Origin of the sequence: Salinimicrobium sp. WS361 (assembly GCF_050750585.1) — a bacterium.
GTDB lineage: Bacteria > Bacteroidota > Bacteroidia > Flavobacteriales > Flavobacteriaceae > Salinimicrobium.
In genome coordinates this window covers 158,515-177,749 of record NZ_JBOJLM010000004.1, presented here as the reverse complement: position 1 = coordinate 177,749, position 19,235 = coordinate 158,515, and the positions used below count along the sequence as shown (strand labels likewise).

Here is a 19,235-nt window from a genome sequence, read left to right as displayed (position 1 = left end):
ATTCTTCTCTATTGTTCCACGTGGAACATTTGCATTTTTTCCTCTTCTTTTCGTCGCATTAACTGCGCTTCATCCTGAGATTTATCCTTGTATCCGCACAGGTGCAGTATACCGTGAATAATTACTCTTTGAAGCTCCTCGCTGAAAGCAACATTATATTCTGCTGCATTCTCCTCTACCCTTTGAGTGCTTATAAAAATATCACCATTGAGAATGTTCCCAACAGAAGTGTCAAAACTAATAATGTCGGTGAAAGTATCATGATCGAGATACTGCTGGTTTATGTCGAGCAGGTAGTCATCATCACAGAAAATAAAACTGATCTCTCCAGTCTTTTTCCCTTCTGATGCAATCACTCTTTTGATCCAATTCTCGTGGTCTGAAATCCCCTTCAGTTCGAAGGTGTTTTCAGAATAAAAATTAATTATCTCGTCGTTCAAAATATTCTTTTACTTTCAGTTTATAAACGGGGCGCAAAGGTAAGCTTTGTCGGTTTAAAATTTCAGTCGCATTAAAATATTCTTTGGCCCTTTCCCTTAGCGCCTTAGTCTCATTAATAAGCTCATCCTTACCAGTGGTAGATTCCCTTTCGGGTTTCTTATTCTGCTGAAGTTTTGCACGTTCCAATTGCTGCAATTTATGTTCCAATTGCTGCATTCTTTGTAAAATATCTTCACTAAAACCTTTTTCCAAAAGCTGCTTCTCAATTTGCTCCATCTCTTTTTTTACTGAGTTTCCGGCTCCCTTATTTCCTTCTTTTCTCAACTGTTCTTCCAGTGCCTTTCTAAGCATTTGCTGCTCCTTAAAGATCCTGAACAATTCTCCACCTTCTTCTTCACCACCTTCCCCTTGCTTCCCGGTTTTCTTCTCTTTCCCTTTCTCAAGCTGTTCATTCATTTCACCATTGAGTTGTTTCTGCTTCTGTATAATATCCTGAAGCTGCTCTCCCTGCCCTTCTCCATTTGAAGGGGAAGACTGCAGCATATCTTCCATATTCCTCAAAATATCGCTTAATAAATAGGCCAGATCGTTAGCTCCGGTAACCACGTACTGCTGACTGCTCAATCCTCTTCTTATATCATTTTGGGCAAGCCTGTCCAGGGTTTGATCAAGACTGTAATCTACATCAATAAGTTTTTTGGTAATAGGTTCGCTAATCATCTCATTACGCAAAGCCAAGGCATATAAACTATCATCAACATGTTTAAAATTTTCCCTGAGTAAATCCTGCCGCCGTATTCTCCCGGGAAAAGAAGCATTGTCCATGCCCGCTTTTTTGAAATCTTCCATAAGGTCTTCCTGGCCAAAAGAAAAAGTAACCAGGTTATCAAGGATCTGCCTTAGCATGGCAACATCTTCCTGCATTTGCTGCATCTGTCCCTGCTGCATTTGTTGCTGCATCTTTTGGCTCATTTGTCGCAGTTGCTCTGCAGCCTTTTTCTGTTCCTTTTTCGCCGCTCCCTTATCCTGTTTTTCAAGTGCCTCTTCCGCCTTTTTCTGGGTCTCTTTTACATCCTCCTGCTCCTCCTTATTCTCGGGTAATTCCAGCGGCTTTTTCAAATCCTGGTTCTCCTTTTGTAACTGCGACATTTCCTCGAACAGTTCTTGTGTTTCTTTTGAAAGCGAATCCTGTGCAGCTTTATTATTCCCGTTCTCCTTTTGCGACAACGCCTCCTGCTCTGTAGCCAGTTCATCTAACTCCTCGGCGATACGTGCCGATTTTTCCTGCACGTAATATTTCTTCGTTAATTCAAGTAACTGTTCAAGACTGCGTTCCTGGTTCCGGGAATTTTTTGACAGCTCCTCCAGTTTCTCCTGTAAACCTTCCTTCTGGATCTTTTCTGAATACTTCTCCAGTTCCTCCAGCAATTCCTCATTCTTTTCAAGCTCCTCTTTCCTGTTTGAAAGACGTTCCTCAAGTTCTTCTTTAAGGTTCTCATTTTGCGGAGCAACTTCTTCCTGAAGATTTCTTTTAAGTTTTTCGGTAAAATTTTCCATCAGGCGGTTCTGCTGTTTTTGCCTTTCCAGGAAATTCTCGAGCTTTTGCCGGTCATTGTAATTTAGCTCCTGCTTTTCTTTTTCAAGCCGCGACAACTCATTTAATTCTTTTTCTGAAAGCTTCATCTTCTCAAGCGAACCATCTATTCCCTCAATAGCCTCTCGTTGTTCCTGAAGTCTTTCCTGCTTTTCTTCACTGTCAGTTTTCTTACGATAGCTAAAAAGTCGGCTTTTTGTGCTTTTATAGCCATTAAGTACATCATTATCAACTACTTCGAAGTAAAATTGATAAGATTTACCCTCTTCAAGATCCAGAGTATCAGGAAATACACTAACAAACTCTCCCACATTTCCCTTACCGTGAGGAAGCCGCAGCTTTTTTGCCATTTTTGGCACCTCTGTTTCCTGAATAACCATGTTCACTTCGGAAATACCGTAATCATCAGAGAATTTTCCGAAGAAATATTGCAGATCGGGATTTAGAGAATCAATTTGATGTTCCAGCTGAAGTTGCGGAAATTCATCCTTTACACTTTCAATTTCATAAGCAAGTTTCTCAAAATTCTGAACCTGCGCATTCGAAGTACTTATATTGTAGTCAACAGAATTTCGTATTTGCTTTTGCAACTGAAAAACCTGTCCGTTCTTTTGAAATTGGTAAAGACTTTCCTGAAATGCCATTTCTACCACGCTGGTAGCCGAAGTCTCCACCTCCCAATTCACCAAAGTACCTTCGGGAACGGTGGCATTTCCGGTACCCTCAACAATCTCCTCCCCCAGCCCGGTATGTGGAGGATATTTAAGAATCATCTTCAAATTCCGCATTTTTGGCACCTCTACAACTCCGACCTTATAATTCGCCGACCTCACTTCATTTGCCGACAAGTTAAAAGTGAAGGATTCCTGCGCCGGCTCAAAAGTGTATTCAAAAGTGCCGGGAGAAACGCGTTTCATAAAATAGTTTTGCCCATCATAGTTCACGGAAACATCTTGCGGCACCATCCTGCCACTTGTACTCACCCTGATGGTGAGTGGCTCATTCTCCCGAATTTGTAATTGTTCATTGTGAAGCTGAAAAGAAAATGGCGCCGGTGGCTGGTAGGCAGTTTTGTAATGTACCACCCTTTCGTAACTCCCCGAGAAAACTTCAGTTCTCCCCGAAAGCACGACCAAAAGAATAATGATAAACGGAATTGCAGCGAATTTTAAATACGGCAGGTTCTTCTTAAAATTGATCGCCATGGTGAAAGGAACCGGCTTTAACTGCCGCGCCTTTTGATCTATAGATGCCATTATGAGATCGCTCTTCTGGTCATTTTTACTAAGCTGAAGAAGGTTGAGCAGCTTGTCATTCACTTCAGGAAAATATTTCCCAATTATGCTCGAAGCTTCAGTATAACCAATTCCGCGAGAAATTCTGAAGAGCTTTAGTAATGGATAAACGATAAACCTTCCGAAGAGAAAGATTTCTACACCAATAAAACTCCAGAACAACACACTGCGGCCTGTAGGATTTAACCAAAACAGGTGTTCTATAAAAAGGGTGGCCAAAAAGTAGAGCAGGCCAATGGCAACAAAAAAGATGAAACCCTTTAAAAGTTCGTTGAGATAGAACTTCCTTATAAAGGCCTCCAGCTTTTGTCTTAAGATCTCAAAATTGTCCATGCTCCTCCCCTTTTTTGAATCTTCTAAAATTACAATTAATTAGATAATTATAACAAACTCTCACATTTACAGTGCCATTTCGAGAACCTAAAGAATCCTTTATCTTTGTACAATAAAACCAGCTTTATGTCTACAGAAAAAGTAAGAGTGCGTTTTGCACCAAGTCCCACGGGGCCGCTACACATAGGAGGAGTAAGAACTGCACTTTTCAACTACCTGTTTGCTAAAAAACACGGCGGAGATTTCATTCTTCGTATTGAAGATACAGACCAGGCCAGGTATGTTGAAGGCGCCGAAGATTACATCATAGAATCCCTCAACTGGTGCAACATCCCCTTTGATGAAGGCCCCGGAAAGGAAAAAGATGCCGGACCCTACCGCCAGAGTGACCGAAAACACCTCTACCGTGAATATGCTGAAAAGCTTTTAGCTTCGGGAAATGCATATTACGCTTTTGATACTGCGGAAGAACTCGATAAGCACCGGGAAGATCACGAAGCCCAGGGAAAGACTTTTATCTACAACTGGCATAACAGGGAAAAACTGAAAAATTCTCTCGCCCTGCCTGAAGCTGAAGTAAAACAAAAAATTGAAGCCGGGGAACCTTACGTGATTCGCTTTAAATCTCCCGAAAATGAAACTTTACAGCTAAAAGATGAGATTCGGGGAGAAATGTCTATTGAAACCAAGATCCTTGATGACAAGGTTCTTTTTAAGAGCGACGGGATGCCTACATATCACCTCGCCAATATTGTTGATGATCATTTAATGAAGATCACGCACGTAATTCGGGGAGAAGAATGGTTGCCATCTCTTGCCCTGCACGTGTTACTTTACCACGCATTTGGATGGACAGCTCCAAAATTTGCCCACCTGCCGCTTATTTTAAAGCCACAGGGCAAAGGGAAATTGAGCAAGCGAGACGGGGATAAATTAGGCTTTCCGGTATTTCCGCTGGAATGGAAAGATCCAAAATCGCGTGATATCTCGAGCGGGTATCGCGAAGAAGGATATTATCCAGAAGCTGTTGTAAATATGCTGGCCCTTTTAGGCTGGAATGCCGGTGGCGGAACAGAAAAAGAGATCTACAGCCTTGAAGAATTGATACAGGCCTTTAGCCTGGAACACGTTTCTAAAGGTGGCTCTAAGTTTGATCCCGAAAAAACAAAGTGGTTTCAACATCACTATATGCAGGAAACCGGAAATGAACAAATCGCAGCCGCACTTGTGGATCTTCTAAAAACAAAAGATATCTCCACAACTCCCGAATATGCACAGCACATTGTGGCACTTTTAAAGGAAAGAACCACCTTTTTAAGCGATTTCTGGAACCAGGGTAGCTACTTCTTCACTGCGCCTGAGAACTATGATGAGAAGGCGGTAAAAAAGGCCTGGAAAGAAGATACGCCACAAATCCTGGAGCAGGTTATAGAGATATTGGAAAATACTGAAGATTTTTCAGCCGGAAATGTACAGGACAGGGTAAAATCCTGGATCACTTCCGAGGGAATTGGCTTCGGAAAAGTAATGCAGCCCTTCAGGATCTCTCTGGTAGGCGCCATGCAGGGGCCAGATGTTTTTGATATCGCAGCTGCTATTGGAAAAGAAGAAACAATTGCCCGTTTACAAAAAGCAAAGCAACAGTTCTAGCTTTCAAAATTATCTAACAAAAAAGCCATTTTTGAGAGGTCTCAAAAATGGCTTTTTTAATGCTTTATGTTTTTATCTAGAGATAGAAAGTGATGCCTCCTGCAATTATGCTCATATTTCCTTTAAAAGAAGGAACCGAAGCATCTGTCTCCTGCAGGTTCTCATCGTTAAGACCTTTCAGGAAGTTGTTCAGGCCATATTGATATTGCGCCCACAACTTAAGAGATTCCCATCCCCCACTTAATCCTACTGCCAGGTTAAAATTAAAGGTAGACACATCTTCAAGATCGGTGGCAGTGATATCATAATCACCTACATAATATAGTTCCTTGTCCTGCCTGGCCTCCATTTTGCCATTCACCTGCACTACCGGCCCCGCTTCAATACTTAAATAGTGGTCAATCAACTTGTAACTTGCGAAGAAATTCCCCTGCACCCCAATCATATTGTATTCTATAGGGGATTCTTCAGAGGTTGCTTCAATTTTTTTGCGACCATCAATGTCTACTCTAAAATCGTAAAAATTTATACCATAAACGAATTGCCAGTTGTTATAAAAGGAAGCGCGGGTTGTAAAACCTGCTGTCCAACTGGTCTTAGAAGTCACCTCCAGCTCATCGGTCGTAATATTTAAATGATTAACACCGCCCTGCAGGCCCAACCTGTTGTACTCGCCATCCCAAAGCTTTCGTTGTGCCTGACTACTTAGGGTAAAACATAAGATTCCCATTAAAAGAATAACTTTTTTAAGATCCATAGGTATGATTTGAGAAATGAACGGCTAATGTAGGAGAATATTTTTATATCTTTCGTTAAAATAATCTTACAGCCATGATATCCACCATCTTATCTGCAGTCTTTATTGTCTTCGCATTAATTATTCTTTTTTCGGGAATATTTACCGTTAAACAACAGACTGCTGCGGCCATTGAACGCTTCGGAAAATTTCAGCGAGTAAGCAGCAGCGGACTACATTTCAAAGTTCCGGTAATTGATCAGATCGCTGGCCGAATAAATCTAAAAGTGCAGCAACTTGATGTTCTTGTAGAGACCAAAACCAAAGATGATGTTTTTGTAAAGCTTAAGATCTCTGTACAGTTCCAGGTAATGATTTCCCGCATTTATGATGCCTTTTACAAACTTGAAAACTCACATGAACAAATCACCTCTTATGTGTTTGATGTGGTGCGTGCAGAAGTGCCAAAAATGAAGCTAGATGACGTTTTTGAGCGCAAGGACGATATCGCTATTGCTGTAAAACGGGAGCTTAACGAGGCTATGGAAGAATATGGTTATGACATCATTAAAACATTAGTGACAGATATTGATCCCGATATACAGGTAAAAGCTGCTATGAACCGTATCAATGCTTCGGAAAGGGAAAAAGTTGCTGCGGAATATGAAGCTGAAGCCGAAAGGATCAAAATTGTTGCCAAGGCCCGTGCCGAAGCCGAAAGTAAACGCTTACAGGGACAGGGAATAGCTGACCAGCGACGTGAAATTGCCCGTGGTCTTGAAGAAAGTGTGGATGTTTTAAATAACGTTGGTATCAACTCCCAGGAAGCCTCAGCCCTTATTGTGGTTACCCAGCATTACGATACTCTCCAGTCTTTAGGTGAAGAAACCCAGAGTAACCTTATCCTCCTGCCTAATTCTCCACAAGCCGGAAGTGATATGCTAAATAACATGATTGCCTCATTCACTGCTTCCAATCAAATTGGAGAAGCCATGAAAAAGGGAAATGCGTTAAAAGAGAAGAAACGAAAAGAGAAAGAGGAGCGTAAGAAAAGAGAACTTCCTCCACAACCACCTGTTGAAGATCAGGATGAAGAGGATACGCCTCAGGAGTAGTTATTTGAACTTATCTCCAATAAAGCCCAGCACCGAGGTAGCGCCTTTGAGCACATAGCGGTTCTTGAGCACACTGTCGGCAGCGTCCTTTAAAATCCGTTTGGGAGAGAGACTTTCTTTTGTTTGATTATAGCTCAAAAGAACTTTCTCCTTATCAATCTCCTTTTGGAGCTTCAAAAGTTTAAGATCCCGGTCTATTTCTTTGAAATTTTTATACTCTCTCATTGTCCTTAATTATGATTTCGTCGGTTTCGAAGTCTTTCTGAGGAGTAAACTCATGATGTTCTTTATGCTCAGGCTTCTTTTCAGGCTCCTGGAAGAACTTTTTTGAAGCTCCCGGTAAGATGGCCTTCATAAGCACTTTACTTCCGAAGAAAACAAAGAAAAGTATCAGTAAAAGGTAAATGCCGGCCACAATGAAGAACCCACTGCTGGGGGAATCTATCCAGTTACTAAGTGCAACAGCAACGGCAATAGAAAGAAATAAGACAAAAAAGAGCGCAAAAAGAGCTATTGCAGCGCCTTTAATGGCGGCAATAGCTCCCTGCATACTTTTATTAAAGAGGTCAAGTTTGTAGTACTCTGCACTGCTATGTGCAAAAGCCCTGATATTCTCTTTTAATTGTTGAAGGTTATTAGATATTCTTCCAAATGCCATAAAGCCTAGACTGCAGCATTACCTATATTCTTATCTCCTTTGGAAGCTACGCTTTCTTCAATGTTAGCTTTATCATCTCCTCCACCTTTGCGATCTTTCTGAAATTTGGCATTCTGCCTTTTCAGTTCATCAAGCTTTGATTCAAGGCTGCCAAGGATCTCATCTGCTTTATAGCTGGCAGAAGACAGGGTTTCATCCAGTCTCTGCTCAAAATCTGATTTAGCTTTTTTGGCTTTCTGACTGAGATTTGAAGAGGTCTCACGATATCGCTTGTTTAAATCATCCTGCGTTTTTCTTGCATTCTCCCCAAGCTTTCTCCTGGTTTCCTCTCCACTTTCAGGCGCATATAACATTCCAAGGCCGGCTCCAATTGCTGCCCCTGTTAGCAATGCTAAAAATGTACTTCCTGATTTTGCCATGATATTGTTGATTATTAAGATTAATACTACAACCAAATATACTTTAATGTGAGCTGTAGCGCTGTTAATAACCGGTTAATATCCAAAATCCAATGCTAAAATATTCTTAATTGGAGAGATACCTCTTCTAATTGCCATTTTTGCCACCCCATGAATCCCTCAAGGTTACCGTACGGTTGAACACAGGTGCCTCTTTGGTACTCTCTTTATCTACGTTAAAATATCCTAACCTTTGGAACTGAAACCTGTCTCCTGGTTCCACATCACTTAGGCTGGGTTCAAGATAAGCAGTAATGGTTTCAAGAGATTCTGGATTGAGAAAATCAAGGAAATCTTTGTCTTTATCGGCATCTGGAGATTCCACGTTAAATAACCTGTCATAAAGCCTCACTTCAGCTTTAACCGCATGTTTGGCCGATACCCAGTGCAGCGTTCCCTTTACTTTGCGCATAGATTCTTCGGTACCGCTTCCGCTTCGGCTTTGAGGGTCGTAAGTACAGTGAATTTCCACAATTTCTCCGGCATCATTCTTTACAACGCTTTCCCCTTTGATGATATATGCATTCTTAAGCCTCACTTCTTTTCCAAGCGTAAGCCTGAAGAACTTCCGGTTAGCTTCTTCCTTGAAATCTTCCTGTTCTATATATAATTCTCTTGAAAATGGAACTTGTCTTGAACCTGCAGTCTCATCTTCAGGATTATTTTCGGCTTCCAGCCACTCTTCCTCCCCTTCAGGATAGTTGGTGATAACCAGTTTTACAGGATCAAGCACAGCCATAACACGAGGGGCAGTCTTGTTGAGATCTTCCCTTATACAGAATTCAAGCAGGGAAACATCAATGATGTTCTCCCTTTTTGCAATCCCTATGGTCTCTGCAAACTTGCGGATAGACCCGGGAGTATAACCTCTTCTTCTAAGACCTGAAATAGTGGGCATTCTTGGGTCATCCCATGATTTCACGATCCCTTTCTCTACCAGGTGCAGCAGTTTTCGCTTACTCACAATGGTATGACTCAGGTTACGACGGGCAAATTCGCGCTGCTTAGGTTTAAAATCTTCTGAAGAACTCACCTTTTCAAGGAACCAGTTATAAAGTTCACGGTGCGGTAAAAACTCAAGCGTACAAAAAGAGTGAGAAACCGATTCTATAAAATCGCTTTGCCCGTGAGCCCAGTCGTACATTGGGTAGATCATCCAGGCATTGCCGGTGCGGTGGTGCTTGCGGTGCAACGTACGGTACATCACAGGGTCGCGCATCAGCATATTTTTGGCTGCCATATCAATCTTTGCCCTAAGCACATGCTCGCCCTCTTTGGTCTCCCCGTCTTTCATCTTCTGAAAAAGCTCCAGGTTCTCCTCTACCGAACGATCGCGGTAGGGGCTGTTCTTTCCGGGTTGGGTAGGTGTTCCTTTTTGTTCAGCAATAGCTTCAGAAGTTTGACTGTCAACATAGGCATCCCCAGACTTTATCATGCTTACCGCCCAGTCATACAGCTGTTGAAAATAATCGGAAGCATAACATTCTTTTGCCCATTCAAAACCAAGCCACTCCACATCACGCTTAATGGCATCTACATACTCCTGCTCTTCTTTGATGGGGTTTGTATCATCAAACCTTAGGTTCACAGGCGCATTGTACTTCTCTCCCAGCCCAAAATTGAGGCAAATGGACGAAGCGTGGCCAATATGAAGATAACCATTGGGTTCGGGCGGAAACCTGAATTGCAGATCTTCCTTTTTATAATCGTTCTTTAGATCTTCTTCTATGATTTGCTCAATGAAATTGAGCGATCTTTTTTCTTCAGCCATAGTTTACAGTTCAACTTTAAGGGGAACAAAATTACAGAAAATAAACATCAATTCCGCTGCTGTACCGCTGTCTTCTTAATTGTTGCTATCTTCGCAAAAAATAAAGTTTTGGGAAGTATAAAACTCAGAAATATTAAAGTTTTCGCCTATCACGGTTGTCTCGAAGAAGAAGGCCAAATAGGCAGTGATTACAGGGTAGATCTTAAAGTTAACGGTGACCTGTCTCTTTCGGCCAAAACCGATGCCCTTAAAGACACCATAGATTACGTTCACCTTAACAAGATCGTGAAGGAAGAAATGGCCATTCGTTCAAAGTTATTGGAAACAGTAGCCGAAAGGATCATCAACCGGGTTCTCAACGAGCTGCTCATTGTTCAAAAAGTGAGGGTAGATGTTTCAAAAATCAATCCTCCAATAGGCGGAAATGTCGCTATGGTAACGGTAAGAAGGAGTAAAAGCCGATAATTTGCCAATAATTTTCAAAGCCTACCAAAAGCATAGGCCTGAAAAAAGAATTTTTATTACATTTGCCTTCCGTAAATAAAACGGCATCGTGGCCGAGTGGCTAGGCAGAGCTCTGCAAAAGCTTGTACAGCGGTTCGAATCCGCTCGATGCCTCCAAAAAAGCTCCTTTTTCAAGGAGCTTTTTTTTTATTCAAAATTCTACTTTAAAGAACAGAATTGAAAATAAATATTAGTGACGTACAGCGGTTCTCCCGATGATTCGGGACGTTCGATGCCTCCAAAAAAGCTCCTTTTTTAAGGGTTTTTTTTTGTGTTCAAAATTCTACTTAAAAGGGATGAAGTGAAAATAAATATTACAGTGACGTACAGCGGTTCTCCCGACGATTCGGGACGAGCGATGCCTCCAAAAAAGCTCCTTTTTTAAGAGGCTTTTTTTGTGTTCAAATCTAAAATTGCGTTAGTTTGCTTCTTTGGAAGCTTAATGGTTGCAATTTGCCAGGCATTACCTCTCAAAAATGTCATTTTGAATATGTGATCTTTCAGAGAAAAAATCATCTTCCAAATGCCATTTTTGACACCTTATAAAACTCCGGCGATAAAAAGGAACCTCTAATTTCCTCTAATTCTGAAGTTTCTTCGAAAGTTCAAAAATCTTCAGTTGGAAGAACTAGATAAATCGACTATTTCTGAAAGTTAATGGCATATTTTACTTCGGAAGGAATTCAAAATGCATATTAATCTACTTCCGAAGAAATATTTATTACTCTATTCAAATTTGATTGCCAAAGCCGGAAGTTTCAGAAATATTACCTCCCAAAAATGGCATTTTTGAAGCCTTTTAATCTCTTAAACAAAATTCCAGATGTGGATTTGCTACTCCTGCTCGAAGTATTCGATATATGCACCAGATTCTGGGGTGATGCTGTCAATTTGATCCTGAAGTTGCGTTAGTTCATCTGGAACAAGGCCCTGGGCGATTAAAAATACCCCGAAAATCACCAGAATAATGCTGATTACCTTCTTAACGTTGTAGATACGATTGGGTGTGAGCTTGCGGTTGAGCTTTTTGGCAGCAAGGATCTTGAAAATGTCAATAATGAAATAGGTTCCTAAAATGGAGCTGAAAAAAACGACCATTCGGTCGGTTTCCATTTCCATTTGCGGCCCAAAAATGATGATAAGCCCCAACCAAAACCCAAGGACGCCAATATTAATAAAGTTGAGCAGAAAGCCTTTTGCAGCAAGACCCAGGTAATCCCTTTTATTGAGTTTTTGTATCTCGGGGACTTCTTCGTGCTCAAGCACCCTGCGGTTTTGAACAAACTGAATTATGCCATAAGTGACTAGAATGCCACCCCCAAAAATAAAAAGAGCCGGATCATCTTTGATCCGGTTCAATAGTTTTGTGGTACTTAAATAAGCGATTAGCAGAAAGATCATATCGGCACAAATCACTCCCAAATCGAATGAGATTGCCGCTCTAAAGCCTTTAATAGCTGCAGTTTCCAGGAGTACGAAAAATACCGGTCCCAGTAAAAAAGCAAGAAAAAAGCCTAAAGGTATTGCAGCCAATATATCCTGAAACATTCAAATCTTTTAGTTTCACAAAGATAGAACTTTACTTCACTTATAAAATTTTTCCGCCCAGGCTGGTTTTTTTATCTACTTCAGCAGGGTTTCCAAATATCTCTACAGTGCCGCCAAGTTTGGCTGTAGCCTTCACATAATCTGATGCATGAACTTCGGCTCTACCGGCAGTACCGGCTTTAACTTCGGTGCTTTGGGTACGCAGATCCCTTCCGTAGTAATGCCCCCCGGTATTAATCTCCACAACCTGTTCTTTCGCCTTGCCATCAAGCGTAACTTTTCCGCCAGAAATCGATTTTACATTGACTTTTTGAGCAATTACCTGTGCCGCCTGAATATCGGCTGCTTCCTGGCTTCGGAAGGTGAGCTCCCGCCCTTTTATTTCCCCTGAAACCGTTACCAGCGAACCTTCATTTGCATCTACAGTGCTTAGGTCTTTGGTGTAAAGCTTAATTTTAGTATTGTTCTTAGACCAGATATTGTCTAAAGAAAGGCGGATTTCCAGCCTGTCTTCAACGATCTCAAACTTCACATCATTCTTGCTGTGGCCGGTAATGACAATTTCATTTTTGGCAGCAGGAATGATCTCCACTTCTACGGCATTGAATGTTTTTACTTCAGCAAAATTCCCCAGCTTCTCCTTTACATCCTGCGCCAGGAGAGACATGCTAAAGAAAACCATAAAAAATGGCAATAGAATTCCTGTTTTAGTCTTGCTTTTCAACTTCATCTTTGGTTCCAATTAAATTAAAGTCCAAATGCCTTTTTACAAGATCGGCATTTTTAACCGTAACATATACTTCGTCACCTAACTGGTAAACCTTCTTTGTATTTCGGCCAATAATAGCGTATTGCTCCTGATCGAAATCAAAATGATCTTCCCTGATATCACGCAGTCTCACCATGCCCTCACATTTATTAGACATGATTTCAACATAGATCCCCCACTCGGTAACTCCTGAAATAACGCCCAGGAACTCCTCATCATTGTGATCTTGCATGAATTTTATTTGCATGTACTTGATGGAATCTCGCTCTGCACTGGTTGCCAGACCTTCCATGTTACTGCTGTGCTGGCACTTGGATTCGTATTCTTCTTCGGGTGCAGACTTACCATCCTCAAGATAGTGTTGGAGCAACCTGTGGGCCATTACATCTGGATACCTCCTAATTGGCGAAGTAAAATGAGAGTAGTGACTAAAGGCAAGCCCGTAGTGCCCAATATTCTCGGTGCTGTAATAGGCCTTACTCATGGTTCTAATAGTAAGGGTGTCTACAAGGTTTTGCTCCTTGGTTCCCTGTACATCTTGCAGCAGATTATTAAGGGACTGCGATATTTGTTTTTGATCTTTAAGGTTGAGCTTATGTCCAAATTTGCTCACCAGTGACTGTAAGGCTGCAAGTTTATCATCATCGGGTTCATCATGGCAACGGTAAACAAAAGTCTTCTTCGGTTTTTGCTTTCCAATGAATTCAGCCACTTTTTTATTGGCCAGCAACATGAATTCCTCAATGAGTTTATTGGCTTCTTTAGAAGTTTTAAAGAAAACACCAATAGGTTCATTTTTCTCATCAAGTTCAAATTTCACCTCTACTTTATCAAAAGAGATTGCACCGTCTCCCATTCTCTTTTTGCGCATCACCTCGGCGATCTGGTTCATTTTAAGAACGGCCGAAACTATGGCATCATCGGTTCTATAGCTTTCTCCTGTAATAGAAATTTCAGCAGGAATATCACCCCCGGTAGTTTCAATGATGTACTGTGCCTCTTCATAGGCAAATCGCGCATCTGAATAAGTTACAGTCCTTCCAAACCACTGATCTTTGACCACACCTTTATCGGTCAATTCAAAAACGGCCGAAAAAGTATATTTTTCTTCATTTGGTCGCAACGAACAGGCATTATTAGATAAGATTTCAGGTAACATGGGTACTACCCTGTCAACCAGATACACCGAAGTTGCACGGTTAAAAGCTTCTTCATCGAGTATGGTTCCCGGCTGCACGTAGTGAGATACATCGGCAATGTGGATCCCTATCTCGTAGTTGCCATTCTCTAATTGTTGGAAACTAAGGGCATCATCAAAATCTTTTGCATCTTTAGGGTCAATAGTGAAAGTAAGAACTTCACGCATATCCCTTCTTTTCTTTATCTCATCTTCCTGAATGCTGGTATCTATCCCCTGGGCAAAATCTTCCACTTCTTGCGGAAATTCATGCGGAAGCCCGTATTGTGCAAGTATCGAATGAATTTCGGTATGATGTTCTCCCGGTTTTCCAAGAACCTGAACTACATGACCAAAAGGAGAATCGGCTTTTTCTGGCCATTCTTCCATTTCAACCACTACCTTATCACCGTTCTTTGCTTCACCAATTTTATTCTTCTGAACAAAAATATCGGTGTACATTTTTCCATCCTGTATGGCAACAAATCCGAAGTTATCCTGAAGTTGTAAAACTCCAACAAATCTTGTTTTCTTCCGGTTAACGATCGCAGTGATCTCTCCTTCAGATTTCTTGTTGCGGCGACGTTTGTAGACATAGATCTCAACTTCGTCACCGTCAAAAGCTTTATTGATATTATTTGAAGGGATAAAAACATCTTCATTCAGCTCCTCTACCACCACATAACCACTGCCTTTAGCAGTCATGTCAAGAATGCCACGGTAGCGGTCAACATCGCTGTTAATGCGATAACGGCCTCTGTCTACCTCTTCAATTTTTTTCTTGGCAGCTAACTGAGATAAAGATCGAATGATCTTATTCCTGCTGGAAGCATCATCTACACCCAGTTTTGCTGCTATTTGTTTATAGTTAAAATCCTTCCCCGATTCCTTTCGCATAATACCCAAAATTCTTTGGGTTGAACTTTCGAGGCTGGTACTCTTATTATTTTTGTATTTCTTTTTACTCATTTCAAAATTTAAGCTATAAAATTAAGCCTTATAATTTACATCTACCTGAATTTATAGTAATTTCAATTCACAACAAGGAATCATTCACAATAAGACAATCTATTGATAAGAAAAAATTAACATTTAAAACTAAGATATCTTAAAATTATATTAATTTTGTTGATGTCAAATCCTGGTGTCCAGAATATCGCTCAATGAACAAATCAACCAAAATAACCGTTGTTTTTATCCTGATTTTCGTGATTGGTGTTCTTACTTTTGTCGCCTCCATAAACCGCACATTAAATACGCCGGTTTCAGGTTCTTTTCCTGGAAAAATTTCTTCCACTCTCCACTAGAAAGTAATATCTTAATAGCAAGGACTTTGCTATGACCAATTTCATCACTCTTGCGATCTTTACCTATCGCCACGAATACGCTATTCTCAAGTTACTTCTCCAGCAGGAAGGTATTGAACATTTCTTTCAAAATGACACTATGCTTGACGTCTTCCCTTTATACTCGACCGCCCTGGGCGGAATTAAACTCAAGGTCCACCCACTCGACGTAGATCGCGCCAGGGAGATCATCGACAGGTTTAATCAGGATCCTGCTCCACTAAAGATCGTTTAGTTGTCAACAGTTATAATACTATTTATATTTTCTTTCTTTTTTAAAAAATTAAAATGATGGAGTATTATAGTCTGTTGATATGTACAATAACTTTTTCTGAAGTTTTTTGGATTTGTGGTCTGCAGTAGTGAGGTAACAAGTTATGAACAGCAGCAGCTACAGGTAAGCTCCTGATTACTACTGAAATTTTACTTTTTCTTAACAACTGTTCATAATGAAATGTGAATTTAAACATTTAATAACTTTCCCTTAATCTGATGTTCAGAAGTGAATTTTGACTGCTGAAAACTTCCCGGAAAAAAGTGAGTTTAAAATTTCCATGTCTCGGTAATTCTTTCATATTCGATTTTTAGCTGAACAATCCAAATTTCGTTTTGATTTTTTCGTCTCCATTTATAAACAAATTATGAACTTTTATAAAGGCTTAGTTTTAAAGATCTTGTAACATTTAATTAACAAACGCTAAAATAGAAGTTGATAACTCAAATTTTTACCTTTGTGGCTCATCAAACCTGCCTCTTATGAAAATATCTATTGGAAATGACCACGCCGGTACTACATATAAAACCGCTGTTGTTGATTACCTGAAATCAAGAAATATTGAAGTGATCAATCACGGTACCGATTCTGAAGAAAGTGTAGATTATCCCGATTTTGTTCATCCGGTAGCCCAGGATGTGGAGAATAAAACGGTTGATTTTGGGATCATCATCTGTGGGAGCGGTAATGGGGCCAATATGACTGCAAACAAGCATCAGTCGGTTCGTTCGGCGCTTTGCTGGATCAAAGAGATCGCTGCCCTGGCAAGAGAACACAACAACGCGAATATACTTAGTATCCCTGCGCGATATACTTCAAAAGAACAGGCTGTTGAGATGGTGCAGGTGTTTCTTGATACCGAATTTGAAGGTGGCCGTCACAGCCGACGTGTAGAAAAGATTGCCTGTAAATAATGGAGTTAAAAATTGCCACTTTTGAAGACCTTAGTATTCATGAGTTGTATCAAATCCTGCAACTTAGGTCTGAAGTTTTTGTGGTGGAACAAAATTGTGTTTACCAGGATATTGATGGAAAAGATCAAAAAGCCCTGCATGTGCTGGGCTTTGACGGAAAAGATCTCGTAGCCTACACCCGACTCTTTGCCCCCGGAATTTACTTTGAAGAGGCTGCGATAGGCCGTGTGCTGGTCAAAGAAACTCATCGTGGAAAAAACTATGCTCACCAAATCCTCACAGCTTCTATAAAAGCTATTGAAGAGCAATACAGCACCGAAAAAATTAAATTATCTGCTCAAACTTATCTAACTAAATTCTACGAAAGTCACGGGTTTCAACAAACAGGGGAAGGATATCTTGAAGATGGCATCCCTCATATAGGCATGATAAAGAATTAACCTTTTAGAATGTTCTGATATTGAGCTTTATCCTGAAGAATTTCCTTTGCCTTCAGGATTTCAGGATTTTTCTTCACATAGTATTCATAAAGCCCTTCTTTGTAGAAATACCGCTTGATAATCTCTTCTGAAATAAGGCTCATAATCTCAGCTTTTTTGTTGTTTAGAGCCTGTTCCTTCGAAGTTGAAATTGCCTCTTCTATACTTTTCAACGCTGTTGAAAGATCTTGTTGATAACCTTCTTTTTGGGCAGCATCAATAACATCCTGCAGTTCTTCTTCTGTAACTGTTTGGTATTCAAATCCCACTGTATTTAGATACTCTTTAAAATCTGAATAATCTTTTTCTGTAAAGCTGAAGTCTTCAGGAGAATTCAAATTATGGGTGTAATAGTAGTTTGTTGCGTAGTCAAAAATGGCATTTTCGAAGAGCAATGCATTGGTGACATCGCTAAATTCCGAAGTTTCCAGTTTAATATCGGGTGAAATTCCGCCGCCGTCATAGACTTTTCTTCCATTTCGTGTTTTGAATTCGTTGTAATCTTTTTCCGAATAACGCACTGCATTTCCTTCTTCGTCGCGGTGACGGTAATCGAGCGCCTGTATGCAGCGGCCGCTGGGCGTGTAATATCTTGAGATTGTAACCTTAAGTTGAGTGCCGTAAGTGAGGTCTTTAGGTCGCTGTACAAGGCCTTTACCAAAGCTGCGGGCTCCAATGACCACCGCCCTGTCTAAATCCTGCAAAGCACCTGCAACAATCTCACTGGCAGAAGCACTGCGACCGTTGATCAATACCGCCAGGGGAATCTCCGGATCTATAGCTTTTTTGTTTGTTGAAAACGTCTGATTATACTTTTCAACTGCCGATTTTGTACTGGTGATCAACTCTCCCTGTGGTACAAAAATGTTGGTCACATTAATAGCTTCAGAAAGTAATCCGCCGGGATTTCCACGCAGGTCAAGAATGATCTTTTCTGCCCCCTGCTCTTTTAAATCTTTTAAGGCGTTCACAGTTTCGGCCGAAGCGTTGCGGTTAAACTGAGAAAGCACAATGTACCCGGTCTTATCTTCCAGCAGTTCGTAAAAGGGTACAGCTTTGATCTCAACAGCTCCACGGGTAAGGGTGGTAGTTTTGGTTTCTCCCTGGCGAATAAAAGTGAGTTCTACCTGAGAATTTGGCGCACCTTTGAGCAATTCTCCCGCATCTTCGCTAAAATTTTCAACAGAAATATTCCCAATCTTTATTATTTCATCTCCGGCTTTTAAACCGGCTTTATCGGCAGGATAATCTTTATAGGGCTCTAAAATGACAATTTTATCGGCTTTTATGCCTACTGTGGCACCTATGCCGGTGTATTCGCCAGCGTTGTCTATCTTGGCCGCCTGCACTTCCTGTTCATTCCAGTAATGGGTATAAGGATCAAGATCTTCAAGCATTGCATTTATGGCGGTATCCATCAATTCTGCAGGATTAGTCTCATCAACATAATTCATGTTGAGTTCTTTGAACAGCGTGGTGAAGATCTCGAGCTGTTTGGCGATCTCAAAGAAATCTGATTTATAACTTACTGTTGTAAATAACAGCACCGGAAGGGCTGCAAAAAATGCTATTTTAGAGAGGGTCTTTTTCATGTTCCTTCATTTTTTCCTGCGCCACAAATCTTTTCAGAAGTTCTTCGCCGTTGCGCGATAAATCGGCATAACTCCATATTTCGCGCCCGGTATAGATCAACATTACAGCATAATTTTGGGCTAAATTACTGGTAACAAGATACTTATTTTTTCTAAAAACCTCTCGCATGAGCCGCTTAATTTTGATTCTGTCAACCGCGCGTTTAAAGTTTCTCTTAGAAACTGAAACCCCTACCTTATTTACTTTTTCTGAAGGGTTTTGAAGCCGGGTGTACACCAAAAGCAAGGGATATTTTTTGACCGTTTGGCCTTCAGCAAAAAGTTTATCAATAAGAACTTTGCTCTTTAATTTTTCCTTCTTTCCGAAGCTTTCATCCATGAGGTAAAATTATCATTTATAAATCAATGTTGTCCGATTAAATATATCAAACAGGAGCTAAGGCCACGAATTCACCAATAATTCAGTTTATTTAAAGGTATAGAAGGGTGGTTTTTAGTTTCTGAATATATAGGAACTTTATTTATGAAATAGAATATCGTTATTTATTAGTTGGTTGGGTAAAGGCCTGGCTCCTCGTTCT

18 protein-coding genes and 1 tRNA gene are annotated in these 19,235 nt (G+C 40.6%); 7 read left to right on the top strand and 12 right to left on the bottom strand.

Features of this window, described 5'->3' with window-relative positions:
* Positions 1–8: 8 nt before the first annotated feature.
* Both ybeY and ACQ93I_RS05480 read right to left on the bottom strand, forming a co-directional pair.
* A complete protein-coding gene (ybeY, locus tag ACQ93I_RS05485) occupies positions 9–428 on the bottom strand; it encodes an rRNA maturation RNase YbeY (RefSeq protein ID WP_431697657.1) in 420 nt (139 codons plus the stop codon).
* Positions 421–3,663 (bottom strand): hypothetical protein, encoded by a 3,243-nt coding sequence (locus ACQ93I_RS05480; protein WP_431697542.1) that lies wholly within the window; start codon positions 3,661–3,663, stop codon positions 421–423. The genes ybeY and ACQ93I_RS05480 overlap by 8 nt, the downstream gene beginning before the upstream one ends.
* Before the next feature lie 126 nt (positions 3,664–3,789).
* Between ACQ93I_RS05480 and gltX the strand changes: the two genes are divergently transcribed.
* Entirely contained in the window at positions 3,790–5,313 is a 1,524-nt protein-coding gene (gene gltX / locus ACQ93I_RS05475) for a glutamate--tRNA ligase (protein ID WP_431697541.1), read from the top strand.
* Between the two features lie 76 nt (positions 5,314–5,389).
* On the opposite strand, the gene ACQ93I_RS05470 is transcribed toward gltX, so the two are convergent.
* Positions 5,390–6,070 (bottom strand): outer membrane beta-barrel protein, encoded by a 681-nt coding sequence (locus tag ACQ93I_RS05470; RefSeq protein ID WP_431697540.1) that lies wholly within the window; start codon positions 6,068–6,070, stop codon positions 5,390–5,392.
* Positions 6,071–6,144: 74 nt separating this feature from the next.
* Between ACQ93I_RS05470 and ACQ93I_RS05465 the strand changes: the two genes are divergently transcribed.
* Positions 6,145–7,164, top strand: a complete 1,020-nt coding sequence (locus ACQ93I_RS05465) for an SPFH domain-containing protein (RefSeq protein WP_431697539.1) — start codon at positions 6,145–6,147, stop codon at positions 7,162–7,164.
* Here ACQ93I_RS05465 and ACQ93I_RS05460 read toward each other — a convergent pair whose 3' ends face one another.
* The 4 genes from ACQ93I_RS05460 to ACQ93I_RS05445 form a co-directional block, all read right to left on the bottom strand.
* Positions 7,165–7,389, bottom strand: coding sequence for a DUF6327 family protein (locus ACQ93I_RS05460; RefSeq protein ID WP_266070175.1), 225 nt, complete (start codon positions 7,387–7,389; stop codon positions 7,165–7,167). It lies immediately after the preceding gene.
* Positions 7,376–7,822, bottom strand: a complete 447-nt coding sequence (locus ACQ93I_RS05455) for a phage holin family protein (RefSeq protein WP_431697538.1) — start codon at positions 7,820–7,822, stop codon at positions 7,376–7,378. Before ACQ93I_RS05455 ends, ACQ93I_RS05460 begins: the two co-directional genes overlap by 14 nt.
* A 5-nt stretch (positions 7,823–7,827) precedes the next feature.
* On the bottom strand, positions 7,828–8,241 hold the full coding sequence (locus ACQ93I_RS05450) for a YtxH domain-containing protein (RefSeq protein ID WP_431697537.1): 414 nt from the start codon (positions 8,239–8,241) through the stop codon (positions 7,828–7,830).
* A 127-nt stretch (positions 8,242–8,368) separates the two neighbouring features.
* Entirely contained in the window at positions 8,369–10,051 is a 1,683-nt protein-coding gene (locus ACQ93I_RS05445) for a glutamine--tRNA ligase/YqeY domain fusion protein (protein WP_431697536.1), read from the bottom strand.
* 108 nt (positions 10,052–10,159) lie between these two features.
* Between ACQ93I_RS05445 and folB the strand changes: the two genes are divergently transcribed.
* Positions 10,160–10,516 (top strand): dihydroneopterin aldolase, encoded by a 357-nt coding sequence (gene folB, locus ACQ93I_RS05440; RefSeq protein ID WP_423820292.1) that lies wholly within the window; start codon positions 10,160–10,162, stop codon positions 10,514–10,516.
* 82 nt (positions 10,517–10,598) lie between these two features.
* Positions 10,599–10,672, top strand: a tRNA-Cys gene (locus tag ACQ93I_RS05435).
* Between the two features lie 717 nt (positions 10,673–11,389).
* Here the strand turns inward: ACQ93I_RS05435 and ACQ93I_RS05430 are convergent.
* The 3 genes from ACQ93I_RS05430 to rnr are packed head-to-tail and all read right to left on the bottom strand — an operon-like array spanning position 11,390 to position 15,018.
* Entirely contained in the window at positions 11,390–12,103 is a 714-nt protein-coding gene (locus tag ACQ93I_RS05430) for a LysE family translocator (RefSeq protein WP_431697535.1), read from the bottom strand.
* A 40-nt stretch (positions 12,104–12,143) separates the two neighbouring features.
* Positions 12,144–12,833 (bottom strand): head GIN domain-containing protein, encoded by a 690-nt coding sequence (locus ACQ93I_RS05425; RefSeq protein WP_431697534.1) that lies wholly within the window; start codon positions 12,831–12,833, stop codon positions 12,144–12,146.
* On the bottom strand, positions 12,811–15,018 hold the full coding sequence (gene rnr, locus ACQ93I_RS05420; RefSeq protein WP_431697532.1) for a ribonuclease R: 2,208 nt from the start codon (positions 15,016–15,018) through the stop codon (positions 12,811–12,813). The genes ACQ93I_RS05425 and rnr overlap by 23 nt, the downstream gene beginning before the upstream one ends.
* Positions 15,019–15,387: 369 nt before the next feature.
* Here rnr and ACQ93I_RS05415 point away from each other — a divergent pair, with 369 nt between their 5' ends.
* The 3 genes from ACQ93I_RS05415 (at position 15,388) to ACQ93I_RS05405 (ending at position 17,023) form a co-directional block, all read left to right on the top strand.
* Positions 15,388–15,630, top strand: coding sequence for a DUF2007 domain-containing protein (locus tag ACQ93I_RS05415; protein ID WP_431697531.1), 243 nt, complete (start codon positions 15,388–15,390; stop codon positions 15,628–15,630).
* A gap of 521 nt (positions 15,631–16,151) precedes the next feature.
* A complete protein-coding gene (gene rpiB, locus ACQ93I_RS05410; protein WP_266070167.1) occupies positions 16,152–16,583 on the top strand; it encodes a ribose 5-phosphate isomerase B in 432 nt (143 codons plus the stop codon).
* Positions 16,583–17,023: a GNAT family N-acetyltransferase gene (locus ACQ93I_RS05405; protein ID WP_431697529.1), complete on the top strand. Its 441-nt coding sequence runs from the start codon at positions 16,583–16,585 to the stop codon at positions 17,021–17,023. Before rpiB ends, ACQ93I_RS05405 begins: the two co-directional genes overlap by 1 nt.
* Here the strand turns inward: ACQ93I_RS05405 and ACQ93I_RS05400 are convergent.
* Both ACQ93I_RS05400 and rnpA read right to left on the bottom strand, forming a co-directional pair.
* Positions 17,020–18,654 (bottom strand): S41 family peptidase, encoded by a 1,635-nt coding sequence (locus ACQ93I_RS05400; protein ID WP_431697528.1) that lies wholly within the window; start codon positions 18,652–18,654, stop codon positions 17,020–17,022. The genes ACQ93I_RS05405 and ACQ93I_RS05400 overlap by 4 nt on opposite strands.
* Positions 18,635–19,033 carry a ribonuclease P protein component gene (gene rnpA, locus ACQ93I_RS05395; RefSeq protein ID WP_345599692.1) on the bottom strand — a complete coding sequence of 133 codons (399 nt, stop codon included), beginning with the start codon at positions 19,031–19,033 and terminating at the stop codon, positions 18,635–18,637. The genes ACQ93I_RS05400 and rnpA overlap by 20 nt, the downstream gene beginning before the upstream one ends.
* Positions 19,034–19,235: the final 202 nt, after the last annotated feature.